The sequence below is a fragment of the Klebsiella sp. Sb-30 genome (assembly GCF_057652795.1).
The window spans coordinates 2,501,608-2,512,584 of the sequence record NZ_CM172749.1 but is presented as its reverse complement, the minus strand read 5'-3'; the positions used below and the strand labels follow the sequence as shown (position 1 = coordinate 2,512,584).

Genomic DNA, 10,977 nt, shown 5'->3' with positions numbered 1-10,977 from the left:
AAGGAGATCGCCCATGGGTAGTGGATGGCATGAATGGCCGCTGGTGCTGTTTACGGTACTCGGTCAATGCGTGGCGGGAGCGACTATCGTCAGCGGTCTGGGATGGATGTCGCTGACAGATAACTCCGAGGCCCGGCAGCGTCTGGTCAAACGCATGGTCTTTCTCTGGCTCATGATGGGGGTCGGTTTTCTGGCATCGGTTCTGCATCTGGGATCGCCGCTCCGGGCATTCAACTCTCTTCATCGCATTGGCACCTCGGCGCTGAGTAATGAAATCGCCAGCGGCGCCCTGTTCTTCGCCGTCGGCGGCCTCTGGTGGTGGCTGGCGAGGCTCGGCAAACTGCCTGCGGCCCTCGGCCGCCCCTGGCTGCTGCTGAGCATGCTGCTGGGCCTCATTTTTGTGCTGGCGATGACCCGGGTTTACCAGATTGAAACCGTCCCGACATGGTATAGTGGCGGCACGACAACATCCTTCTTTCTGACAATGGCGCTGACCGGGCCGCTGTTCGCCGCGCTGTTATTGCGGGCTGCGAATGTTGAGTTCAACGGGCGTTTTTTCGCCTCCTTGAGCGTGCTGGCGCTGTTTGCCAGCATTGCTCTGGTGATTATGCAGGGCGTTGAACTCAGCGACATTCAGAGCTCAGTGCAGCGCGCCGGCGCGCTGGTGCCGAATTATGCCGCGTTACAGATCTGGCGCATCGCGCTGCTGGCGCTTGGCCTCGGCTGCTGGATCTGCCCGCTTTGCCGGAACAAAACCCCGCGTCCGGCCAGTTTGTTCCTCGGACTGCTGCTGGTTCTGGCCGCAGAACTTATTGGCCGCGGTCTGTTTTATGCTCTGCATATGACCGTCGGCGTGGCGATTGCTGGTTAATATTCAGGCGTGGCACCGTCCCGCCGCAGTAAGGAAGAGTACATGATACAAGCTCACTACCGCGACGCCGTCGCGTTGAGCGCCCGCACCCTGGGCGCCCTGTTTTCATTTTCTCCGGAAAGCGCGCAGGCCGCGCCGCTGGTAGCGGCTCTGCAAGACGGCAGCTGGCAGGCTCAATGGCCTTATCCGCTAGCCGATTCGCTGGTGACCGGGTTCGCCGCCGCCAGCGATGAACCGCTCCCCCAGGCCTGGCAACGCCTGTTTATTGGTCCCTGGGCGCTGCCCGCCCCGCCGTGGGGTTCGGTCTGGCTGGATAAAGAGAATGTGCTGTTCGGCGACTCTACTCTGGCATTGCGGGAGTGGATGCGCGCGAACGGAATTGGTCACGCAACGCAAGGCCAGGAGCCGGAAGATCATTTTGGTACGCTCCTGCTGCTGGCCGCCTGGCTGTGCGAATCCGCGCAGGAGGAGGCGTTTTCGCAGCTTCTCGCCTGGCATCTGCTGCCCTGGTCCGGCCGGTTCCTCGAGGTGTTTATCGCCGGAGCCGAACACCCCTTTTACCATTCCCTCGGACAACTGGCGCAGGCGACGCTCGCCGAATGGCAACGCCAGCTCCCCATTGCCGTCGCCGACAAACCGCTTTATCGCTAAACGCACCGCCATGCCGGGAGGACTGGCATGGCGGTTTTTCAGTGACAACGTCACGCAGACAGATTTTTTAAGCCCCCTCATCCGCCCGCTGTTTCAGCGCAAGCGGCATTTATAGCTTTTGCGTCTAAGCTTATTTCCTATCACAATAAGTCTATGTTTCCCGCTCACCGTAACCTCTGATGCACCGTCTGCACAATTATCCTGATGTTCAGGTCATGTTTCGTCGCCTGCTGATTGCGACGCTAGTCGGTATACTGGCGGCGCTGGCCGTTGCGTTATTTCATTCGGCGATGGCGATCCTGGAAGGGCTTTTTCTCAACGATCATAGCGGGAGTCTGGTCAATGCCGCCGAAGGACTACCCGGCTGGCGACGTCTGCTCACGCCGGCGGCTGGCGGACTGGCTGCCGGCGCACTGCTCTGGTTCTGGCAATGTCGGACCCGCCAGCGCCCGCATGCGCCCACCGACTATATGGAGGCGCTCGATAGCGGAGACGGTCAGTTTGATACCCCCGCCAGCCTGGTTAAATCCCTGGCTTCCTTGTTGGTGGTGACTACCGGCAGCGCGATTGGTCGCGAAGGCGCGATGATTCTGCTGGCCGCACTGGCCGCGTCGCTGTTCGCCCGCCGCTTCACGCCAAAAGCAGAATGGAAGCTGTGGGTCGCCTGTGGGGCCGCCGCCGGGATGGCCAGCGCCTATCACGCGCCGCTGGCCGGAAGTCTGTTTATTGCCGAAATTTTATTTGGCACGCTGATGCTTGCGTCACTGGGTCCGGTGGTGATTTCCGCGGTTATCGCCCTGCTGCTCACGCAGTTGATCAACGGCGGCGCATCGCCGCTGTATCAGGTGGAGTTTCATGAGACGCTGACCGCTCTCCACTATGCGCTGATGCTGGCTACTGGACTGTTAGCCGGGCTTTGCGGACCGCTGTTTATCGCGATGATGAGCTACAGCCACCGCTGTTTTTTACGCATCAGGCTCTCGCCGCCGTGGCAGCTGGCGCTCGGCGGAATGATTGTCGGCCTGCTGTCGCTGATCACGCCTGCGGTGTGGGGCAATGGTTACAGCACGGTACAGCATTATCTGCAGTCGCCGCCGCTGTTTAGCGCCATCGCGGTGGTCTTTGTGTGCAAACTGATAGCGGTGCTGGCCAGCAGCGGATCCGGCGCGCCGGGCGGCGTGTTTACCCCTACGCTGTTCGTCGGGCTGGCGATGGGCATGCTGTTTGCCAGCTTCAGCGGGCTGTGGCTGCACCACGATCAAGGACTGGCAATTATGATTGGTCTGACCGGAATGGCGGCCTTTCTGGCGGCCACAACGCATGCGCCGATTATGTCGACATTGATGATCTGTGAAATGACCGGGCAATACCTGCTACTGCCCGGTTTATTGATTGCCTGCGTACTGGCATCGGTGCTCTCCCGGACGTTACGCCAGGACTCTATCTACCGCCATCATGTCGCCGAGCATGGTTAAGTCAATATACTGGCTCAGCTCACGCTGTTCGGCGCGCGGCAGGTAAGGAAGTTCGCCGATCAGCGGCCCAGGCAGCTTTTTACTCAGCACCTCGATGATTTCAGCGTAATGCGCTAAGCCCGGGTTAATGCGGTTTGCCACCCAGCCAATCATCGGCAGACCGTCGTTAGCAATGGCCTGGGCAGTCAGCAGAGCGTGGTTGATGCAGCCTTCCTGGATGCCAACGACCATCACCACCGGAAGCTGCTCCTGGACCACCCATTCTGAAAGCGGACGCAGGTCGTTCATCAGACTCCGCCAGCCGCCGGTCCCCTCAACCACAACGTGATCGACCTGCCCGCTGAGGCGCTGAAGACCATCCGACAGCAGCCCGTAGTTAATCGGGCAGCTGTGCGCCACGCTGCTCTCATCTTCGCTTAATGCTATGGGATTGACAGCATCATACGGTAACGCCAGCGACGACACGCTTTGTAAAATCAGCGCATCTTTGTTACGCAATCCGTCCGGCGTCTCTTTGCTGCCCTTCGCCACAGGCTTGTATCCCGCGACGCTTTTGCCGCTGGCAGCAAGTGCCTGCAACAGCGCACGAGAAACCACTGTCTTCCCGACAGAGGTGTCAGTACCTGTTATAAAGAAACGCTTAAACATCATTAACCCCACAGTTATGTTGATGATTTATACAGAAGAGAAGGAATAAACTGTGGGAAAAGTCTACGCGAAGCCGCCGGATACCAGCTTGAGATAGCGCAATTTTTGGTGTGACTATGAAAAAATGTTAACCCTGTAACAGTCGAATCAGCAGAGATCCGTTATAGAGGGCATCCTTCACCAGCGCTGCGCCGGCCATCGTTCCACGGTTAGAAAACTGCGTGCTTTCAACGCTAATATGCCGGCTGTAGGCGGGCAGAGATTGTTGCCGAATACAATCTGAAATGGCGGGAAATAAGATATCGGCCGCCAGACTAAACGGGGAGCCGATGAGGATTTTTTGCGGGTTGAACAGATTGACCATGATCGCCAGAATCCGCCCGACGTGCTGGCCCACGCCGCTAATAATATCCCGCGCCAGCAAATCGCCCTGCAGCGCCGCCTGGCACAGCCACTCCACGCTCAGCGGTTGCTGATGCAGCATCGAACTCATTGATTTAGTCATTCGTATCTGGGCCAGTTCCAGCACGCTTTCGACGCTGGCGATAGTCTCCAGACAACCGTGGTTACCGCAGTAGCATCGCTTGCCGTAGGGATCGACCTGAGTATGACCGATCTCGACCAGACTGCTGCTGCCCGCATGCAGCAGGCGACCATCGGTAATCACCCCGGCGCCGACGTTATGATCAATCACCACCTGAATGACGTCCCGCGCCCCGCGGGACGCGCCAAACAGCGATTCCGCCATCGTCCATGCGCTGATATCGTGCTGAATATAGACCGAGACGCCGGTGTGGTTCGCCAGAACCTCGCCAAGAGGCAGATCTTTGACCTCTTCATAAAATGGCATCCGATGAATCACGCCGTTTTCGGTATCAATGATGCCCGGCATGGTGACGGCGATGGCGGTCAGACGTTCCAGCTTCTTTTGATGGCGGATAAAGAACTGGTCGATATGCTCAACAACGCGCGTCAGGAACGGCTGTTCGTGCTGGAGCGCCAGCTCGAGCTGCTCCTCAACCACCAGTTTGCTGCTGAGATCGCGCAGCGCAAGGTGAATTTCACCGCGGCTGATTCGCACGGAGAGATAGTGCCAGGCCTCGGTCTCGACCATCAGCCCGACGGCGGGACGCCCGCGGCTCCCCGGCTCCTGGATTTCCGTCTCCTGAACCAGATGCGCTTCGAGCATTTCACGCACGATTTTAGTAATGCTGGCCGGCGCCAGTTGCGCAAAACGCGAGAGGTCGATGCGCGACACCGGGCCAAGCTGATCAATCAGGCGATATACTGCTCCTGCATTGGTCTGCTTTATTTGATCGATATGGCCTGGCTGACTGTCCGCTACCACCATTGACTCCCTTTATTTTCGCGCTTCGAAATAAACTTTTAGCTATGGTGAAGCACTTCGGTAGCACTCGTCAAATTTTTACTTAGCCTTGTGATTTACCGCACGTTTTTGACTGTTTTTAGTCTTAATTATTCACCGCAGCGGCGGCAAGAAGGTATTCACGAAAGCGTTGCGCCGCCTGACTCTGTTCATGATGCTTCGACCACACCAGCCACATTTCCGAAACCGCATCCTGTTCTTTAATGGGTAGCCAGCGCATCTCGTTGAGCTGCACCCGCTTAAACGACGCCGGTAATATCGATACCCCCAGCCCGGAAGCCACCAGGCCGATAATCGTCATCGCCTCGCCCACCTCCTGAGCGATCATCGGCGTCTGACCATAGCGTCGCATCAGCCCCAGAATGTCGTCATACAGTCCGGTTCCGACGTGCGGGTCAAAAAAGACGAACGGTTCGCGGGCCAGTTCGATCAGGCTTACCGCCTCCTGACGCGCGAGGGGATGGTCGCTCGGCACCATCGCCAGCAGCGGTTCGCGCAGTACCCGTTCCCAGACCAGGGTCTCCGGCAGCTGCGTATTGCGCATCAGCCCCAGATCGAGGGCGCCTTCGTTCAGCGGCACAATCTGCTCGCGGGTATTGGTTTCCCGGGTCTGGATATGCACGTCCGGGTAGCGCCGGCGAAAGGTGGACAGCGTATCGGAAACCGCCTTGATGAACGGTGCGGAGGAGGTAAAGCCGATGTGTAGCTCCCCGGTTTCACCGTGATGCAGACGGCTTGCGCGCGCCGCCGCATCGTCGACCAGACTGAGAATGTGCCGACTGTCGGCAAGAAACTGGCGACCCGCCGCCGTCAGACTCACGCTGCGGTTGGTTCTGGCGAAGAGGCGTGCGCCAATCTGTTGTTCAAGTATCTGAATCTGCTGGCTTAACGGCGGCTGTGAAATGTTCAGCCGTGCCGCTGCCCGGCCAAAATGGAGCTCTTCGGCGACGGCAATGAAGTAGCGGAGATGACGCAGCTCGATATTCATATCTAAAACGTCTTATTTGAGATTATTAATATATTAGACAGAATATTTACATTTTCATACCCTTAAAATGTGATCTGTGATGTTTCCTAACTCTGTGTTCTCAGCAAGGATTTTTCCGTGAGTCGTACAACTACCGTTGATACCGTGCCGGCAAGCGAGGTCAGCGACAATGTTATATCCCAGCCAAATCAGTTTATTAAGCGCGGTACCCCCCAGTTTATTCGGGTCACTCTCGCCCTCTTCTCCGCCGGTCTGGCCACTTTCGCCCTGCTTTACTGCGTTCAACCGATTCTGCCGGTGCTCTCGACCGAATTTGGCGTGACACCCGCCAGCAGCAGCGTTTCGCTGTCGATTTCCACCGCGATGCTCGCCGTTGGCCTGCTGTTTACCGGCCCGCTTTCGGATGCTATCGGCCGTAAACAGGTGATGGTCACCGCGCTGGTGCTGGCCTCATGCTGTTCTTTACTGTCTACGATGATGTCGAGCTGGCACGGCATTTTGATTATGCGGGCGCTGATTGGCCTGTCGCTAAGCGGCGTGGCGGCAGTCGGGATGACCTATCTGAGTGAGGAGATCCACCCCAGCGTCGTCGCCTTTTCCATGGGACTGTACATCAGCGGCAACTCGATTGGCGGAATGAGCGGCCGTCTGCTGACCGGGGTTTTCACCGACTTTTTCGGCTGGCGCGTGGCGCTGGCGGTGATCAGCTGCTTCGCGTTAGCCTCGGCCATTATGTTCTGGCGAATCCTGCCGGAATCGCGACACTTCCGCCCGAGTTCGCTGCGCCCCAAAACCCTGCTGATTAACCTGCACCTGCACTGGCGCGATCGCGGGCTGCCGCTGCTGTTCCTCGAAGGATTCCTGCTGATGGGGTCTTTTGTCACCCTCTTCAACTACATTGGCTATCGCCTGATGATGTCGCCCTGGTCGCTGAGTCAGGCGGTGGTTGGCCTGCTCTCCGTCGCATATCTGACCGGGACCTGGAGTTCCCCGAAGGCCGGGGCAATGACCGCACGCTACGGCCGCGGCCCGGTGATGCTTGCCTTTACCGCCGTTATGCTGGCCGGGCTGACGCTGACCCTGTTCTCCTCTCTGTGGCTGATATTTGCGGGCATGCTGCTGTTCTCCGCCGGCTTCTTTGCCGCCCACTCGGTCGCCAGCAGCTGGATTGGTCCTCGTGCGCGCCGCGCCCGCGGCCAGGCATCGTCGCTGTACCTGTTCAGCTACTATCTCGGCTCCAGTATTGCGGGGACATTAGGCGGGGTATTCTGGCATAACTATGGCTGGAACGGCGTGGGTGGCTTTATCGCGCTGATGCTAATGGCCGCACTGCTTACCGGCGTTTGCCTGCACAAACGTCTGCAATAATCTCTCTTCACGTGGCCTTTATCGGCCACGTCTTTCACCACATGCCCAGTACCGACGACGCCCCCAATAGCTCTCTGACGGCATCGATAGACAGCAGTGCAATAAATAGCATAGTGAACGGATTCATAATGACTCCCGAACGACGGCCTGTGCCCAAAATAAGTTTAGCCGCTGCTCAAAAAGAATCCGCTATTCTGACCACATCAATGTGACAATATTTCGATCCTGCTCCCGGCCAGGCGAAAAAACTGGCGCGATAGTCCGTCCCCACCGATCGCTCTGCCGGACGGCCCGGCGAGCCTTGCGTCTCGTGTGGAAGATTGGCGCGGATCAGGATAGTGTAGAGGTCAACGGGCAACGCCTTTCGTTCACTCGCAACAGGCCAAACTAAACATGACTGACAACAAAAACTATCAGCAGCTTACCCGCACTTTCCAGCGTCTTTCCCGCTTCTCGCATCTCGGCGCTATCGCCGGCTGGGATATGTTCGCCATGATGCCGCCGGGCGGCAGCGCCGCGCGAGGCGAGGCTCTGGCGGAACTGGGCGTGCTGCAGCATCAAATCCTGACGGATAAGAGCGTGGCTGAAGCGCTGCGCAACGCACGCCAGGAAAATCTGAACGACGTTGAACAAGCGAATCTGCGCGAAATGACTCGCCAGTACGAACAGGCGGCGCTGCTGCCGGAAAGTCTGGTTGAGGCCAAATCGCTGGCAGGCAGCCGCTGCGAACATGCCTGGCGCAGCCAGCGCCCGGCGAACGACTGGGAAGGTTTCGCCGAAAACCTGCGCGAGGTGGTGAAGCTGAGCCGTGAAGAAGCGGCGATTCGCGCCGGGGCGAAAGGGTGCTCTCGCTATGATGCCCTGCTGGATATTTTCGAACCGGATATGACCAGCGCGCGGCTTGACGTGTTGTTTGCCGATCTCAAATCCTGGCTGCCGGCTCTGCTCGCCAGCGTCGTCGAAAAGCAGTCCCTGACCCCGCCGGTTGCGCCGCAGGGGCCGTTCCCGATCGCTGAACAGCGTGAGCTGGGACTGGAAGCCATGCGGATTCTGGGTTTTGATTTTGATGGCGGGCGTCTGGATATCAGCGCCCATCCGTTCTGCGGCGGCGTGCCGCAGGATGTGCGCATCACCACGCGCTATAACGAAGAAGATCTGCTCAGCGCCCTGTTCGGTGTGATTCATGAAACCGGTCATGCGCGCTATGAACAAAACCTGCCGCGTAAATGGCTCGATCAACCGGTGGCGCTGGCCCGCTCAACGGCGATCCACGAATCGCAAAGCCTGTTCTTCGAAATGCAGCTCGGACGCAGCGATGCCTTCCTGAAACGCTTGCTGCCGGCCGTGCGTCAGCGTTTTGGCGAACAGCCGGCCTTCAGCACTGAGAATTTCATTGCCTGGAACCAGCGCGTCAAGCCGGGTTATATCCGCGTGGATGCTGACGAGGTCAGCTATCCGGCCCATGTTATCCTGCGCTATGAGATCGAGCGGGCGCTGATCGATGGTGACATCGAGGTAGACGATATTCCCGCGCTGTGGGATGAGAAAATGCAAAGCTGGCTGGGACTCTCTACCACCGGCAATTATCGTAATGGCTGTATGCAGGATATTCACTGGACCGATGGCGGGTTTGGTTACTTCCCTTCCTACACCCTCGGCGCCATGTACGCCGCGCAGCTGATGGCTGCCGCGAAGCGCGCGTTGCCGCAGCTGGAGGCCAACATTGCCAACGGTGATTTCACGACGCTGTTTGCCTGGCTACAGCAGAATATCTGGCAGCACGGCAGCCGGTTCAGCACCTCACAGCTGATCATTAACGCCACCGGGGAAGATCTGAACAGCGACTATTTCCGCCAGCATCTCAGCGCACGCTACCTGTAAATGCCTCCGTCGCGCCGGGGCACTCCCCGGCGCTCACCGAAATATCCTCGTCTCAGTTTCGGTTGTACATATCGTTACACGCCGATACCAAACACTCACGGAAAGCCAGAAAAGAGAGGCATATAGTTCTTTCAACGGCCCCGCAGTGGGGTTCACTGAAAAAACAATTTCGAGGATATCAGAATGAAAAAAGTATTAGCTCTGGTCGTTGCCGCTGCTATGGGTCTGTCTTCTGCTGCTTTCGCTGCTGACGCAGTAAGCACCACTCAGGCTCCGGCTGCTGCAACTCACAGCACCACTGCCAAAACCACTCATCATAAAAAACATCACAAAGCCGCTGCCAAACCGGCCGCTGAGCAGAAAGCTCAGGCCGCGAAAAAACACCACAAAGCCGCCGCCAAACCGGCCGCCGAACAGAAAGCTCAGGCCGCGAAAAAACATCACAAAGCCGCCGCCAAACCGGCCGCTGAACAGAAAGCCCAGGCCGCGAAAAAACACCACAAAGCAGCAACCAAACCAGTAGCCCAGAAAGCCCAGGCCGCTAAAAAACACCACAAAGCGGCAACCAAACCAGTAGCCCAGAAAGCTCAGGCTGCTAAAAAACACCACAAAACTACTAAACATCAGGCCGCTAAACCTGCTGCACAACCGGCTGCTTAATTCTTCCGGTAAGTCAGGTTAATCATAAACCGGCGCTGTTTCAGCGCCGTTTTTTTCTGGAGGGCACTTATGCTGCGGCGCTATCGTTTTGAGCTCATCCTGATCCTGTTAATTCTCTGCGCGCTGATTGCGACCCGCTTTTTCCTCTACTGAATAAGACGGCGCTTCATCACTCTGCGCAGCGACTCTCCGGCCCGACATCTCACCATGCTGTCACCGTCTACGTTGCTCCTCCTTGCCGCCCCGTCGGATTGCGCGGTGAATACCGCATCAATGCGCTGATTTTCATCACAAGGTCACGCCAGCAGACCGCTGCTCCTCCCGTAGCGAGAAAGCGCTAATAACCTGCCAGCAGCCAGAAATGATACCCCACGCCATACACCCCAAGGATCAGCAAAAAGCAGGCGGCAATTGTCGTTAAGCGATGGGCATGCGCCGGGGCCAGCCAGCGCCGAATGGCGAGGATATAGAACGACAGCACCCCAAGATCGATAGCCACCCAGATGATGCTCAACAGACCAAGGCTCAGGCCAACATCACTGGTAATCTGGATAAACTGCGGGAAAAACGCGGCAAAGAACAGAATGTCCTTAGGATTACTCAGCGCGGTCACGAACCCCGACCACACGCCGCCTCGCGCGGTCGCCGCGCCAGGTGTCACAGGCGACGGACGCAGCATACTCAGAGCAAGCCACGTAATATAGATGGACCCCAGCGCCGCCAACAGCAGCAGAATGTCGGGATGGATCGCCACGGCGCCGGTCAACATTGCCGCCGCAACGGCCATCAGCACCAGCGACGCGAGATTGCTACCTATCATCGTACGCACTGCCGATGAAGCCCCGTCTCTGGCGGCGCAGCCGGTCACCAGTAGCACCACCGGCCCCGGCGTAGCAATCAGCGCCAGCACCGTCATGCTGTATCCCGCCATCAATGCATAGTTCATGATACTGACTCACTCTTTTTTTTCAGGTCAGCGCATTTTCTATTTAGATTTCAGGATTGAAAAACGACAAATGGTGAGTTTGAATGTGAGTTTAACTCAATA

12 protein-coding genes are annotated in these 10,977 nt (G+C 57.7%); 7 read left to right on the top strand and 5 right to left on the bottom strand.

Annotated features, from left to right (window positions below):
* Window positions 1–13 precede the first annotated feature (13 nt).
* The 3 genes from AC236I_RS11785 to clcB all read left to right on the top strand — a co-directional run bounded on the left by AC236I_RS11785 (window position 14) and on the right by clcB (window position 2,997).
* Window positions 14–871, top strand: coding sequence for a DmsC/YnfH family molybdoenzyme membrane anchor subunit (locus AC236I_RS11785; protein ID WP_192226139.1), 858 nt, complete (start codon window positions 14–16; stop codon window positions 869–871).
* Between the two features lie 42 nt (window positions 872–913).
* Window positions 914–1,522: a Tat proofreading chaperone DmsD gene (dmsD, locus tag AC236I_RS11780; protein WP_015584242.1), complete on the top strand. Its 609-nt coding sequence runs from the start codon at window positions 914–916 to the stop codon at window positions 1,520–1,522.
* A gap of 179 nt (window positions 1,523–1,701) precedes the next feature.
* The gene (gene clcB / locus AC236I_RS11775) at window positions 1,702–2,997 is read left to right on the top strand and encodes a voltage-gated ClC-type chloride channel ClcB (protein ID WP_004862444.1); all 1,296 of its coding nucleotides are present in this window, start codon (window positions 1,702–1,704) and stop codon (window positions 2,995–2,997) included.
* Here clcB and bioD read toward each other — a convergent pair.
* The 3 genes from bioD to AC236I_RS11760 all read right to left on the bottom strand — a co-directional run bounded on the left by bioD (window position 2,950) and on the right by AC236I_RS11760 (window position 6,020).
* Window positions 2,950–3,645, bottom strand: coding sequence for a dethiobiotin synthase (bioD, locus tag AC236I_RS11770; protein ID WP_015584240.1), 696 nt, complete (start codon window positions 3,643–3,645; stop codon window positions 2,950–2,952). The two genes, clcB and bioD, sit on opposite strands and share 48 nt — an antisense overlap.
* 127 nt (window positions 3,646–3,772) lie before the next feature.
* Window positions 3,773–4,993 carry a sugar metabolism global transcriptional regulator Mlc gene (gene mlc, locus AC236I_RS11765; RefSeq protein ID WP_099144826.1) on the bottom strand — a complete coding sequence of 407 codons (1,221 nt, stop codon included), beginning with the start codon at window positions 4,991–4,993 and terminating at the stop codon, window positions 3,773–3,775.
* 124 nt (window positions 4,994–5,117) lie between these two features.
* On the bottom strand, window positions 5,118–6,020 hold the full coding sequence (locus tag AC236I_RS11760; RefSeq protein ID WP_004862447.1) for a LysR family transcriptional regulator: 903 nt from the start codon (window positions 6,018–6,020) through the stop codon (window positions 5,118–5,120).
* A 117-nt stretch (window positions 6,021–6,137) separates the two neighbouring features.
* Here AC236I_RS11760 and AC236I_RS11755 point away from each other — a divergent pair, with 117 nt between their 5' ends.
* The gene (locus AC236I_RS11755) at window positions 6,138–7,388 is read left to right on the top strand and encodes an MFS transporter (RefSeq protein ID WP_004862448.1); all 1,251 of its coding nucleotides are present in this window, start codon (window positions 6,138–6,140) and stop codon (window positions 7,386–7,388) included.
* 34 nt (window positions 7,389–7,422) lie between these two features.
* Here the strand turns inward: AC236I_RS11755 and AC236I_RS11750 are convergent, their stop codons facing one another.
* Window positions 7,423–7,515, bottom strand: a complete 93-nt coding sequence (locus tag AC236I_RS11750) for a KPN_01571 family protein (RefSeq protein ID WP_004862449.1) — start codon at window positions 7,513–7,515, stop codon at window positions 7,423–7,425.
* Between the two features lie 266 nt (window positions 7,516–7,781).
* On the opposite strand from AC236I_RS11750, the gene AC236I_RS11745 reads away from it, so the two are divergent.
* The 3 genes from AC236I_RS11745 (at window position 7,782) to ydgU (ending at window position 10,082) form a co-directional block, all read left to right on the top strand.
* Window positions 7,782–9,269: a carboxypeptidase M32 gene (locus AC236I_RS11745; protein ID WP_004862454.1), complete on the top strand. Its 1,488-nt coding sequence runs from the start codon at window positions 7,782–7,784 to the stop codon at window positions 9,267–9,269.
* Window positions 9,270–9,452: 183 nt separating this feature from the next.
* Window positions 9,453–9,929 carry an acid resistance repetitive basic protein Asr gene (gene asr / locus AC236I_RS11740; protein WP_015584237.1) on the top strand — a complete coding sequence of 159 codons (477 nt, stop codon included), beginning with the start codon at window positions 9,453–9,455 and terminating at the stop codon, window positions 9,927–9,929.
* Window positions 9,930–9,998: 69 nt separating this feature from the next.
* Window positions 9,999–10,082, top strand: a complete 84-nt coding sequence (gene ydgU, locus AC236I_RS11735) for a small membrane protein YdgU (RefSeq protein WP_099130682.1) — start codon at window positions 9,999–10,001, stop codon at window positions 10,080–10,082.
* A gap of 184 nt (window positions 10,083–10,266) precedes the next feature.
* Here ydgU and AC236I_RS11730 read toward each other — a convergent pair whose 3' ends face one another.
* Window positions 10,267–10,875, bottom strand: a complete 609-nt coding sequence (locus AC236I_RS11730; protein WP_015584236.1) for a LysE family translocator — start codon at window positions 10,873–10,875, stop codon at window positions 10,267–10,269.
* Between the last annotated feature and the right edge of the window lie 102 nt (window positions 10,876–10,977).

Coding starts and splice junctions, on each gene's coding strand:
- AC236I_RS11750 (WP_004862449.1), bottom strand. CDS start 7,515: ATGAATCCGTTCACTATGCTATTTATTGCACTGCTGTCTATCGATGCC.
- asr (WP_015584237.1), top strand. CDS start 9,453: ATGAAAAAAGTATTAGCTCTGGTCGTTGCCGCTGCTATGGGTCTGTCT.
- AC236I_RS11745 (WP_004862454.1), top strand. CDS start 7,782: ATGACTGACAACAAAAACTATCAGCAGCTTACCCGCACTTTCCAGCGT.
- AC236I_RS11760 (WP_004862447.1), bottom strand. CDS start 6,020: ATGAATATCGAGCTGCGTCATCTCCGCTACTTCATTGCCGTCGCCGAA.
- AC236I_RS11785 (WP_192226139.1), top strand. CDS start 14: ATGGGTAGTGGATGGCATGAATGGCCGCTGGTGCTGTTTACGGTACTC.
- AC236I_RS11730 (WP_015584236.1), bottom strand. CDS start 10,875: ATGAACTATGCATTGATGGCGGGATACAGCATGACGGTGCTGGCGCTG.
- ydgU (WP_099130682.1), top strand. CDS start 9,999: ATGCTGCGGCGCTATCGTTTTGAGCTCATCCTGATCCTGTTAATTCTC.
- bioD (WP_015584240.1), bottom strand. CDS start 3,645: ATGTTTAAGCGTTTCTTTATAACAGGTACTGACACCTCTGTCGGGAAG.
- dmsD (WP_015584242.1), top strand. CDS start 914: ATGATACAAGCTCACTACCGCGACGCCGTCGCGTTGAGCGCCCGCACC.
- clcB (WP_004862444.1), top strand. CDS start 1,702: ATGCACCGTCTGCACAATTATCCTGATGTTCAGGTCATGTTTCGTCGC.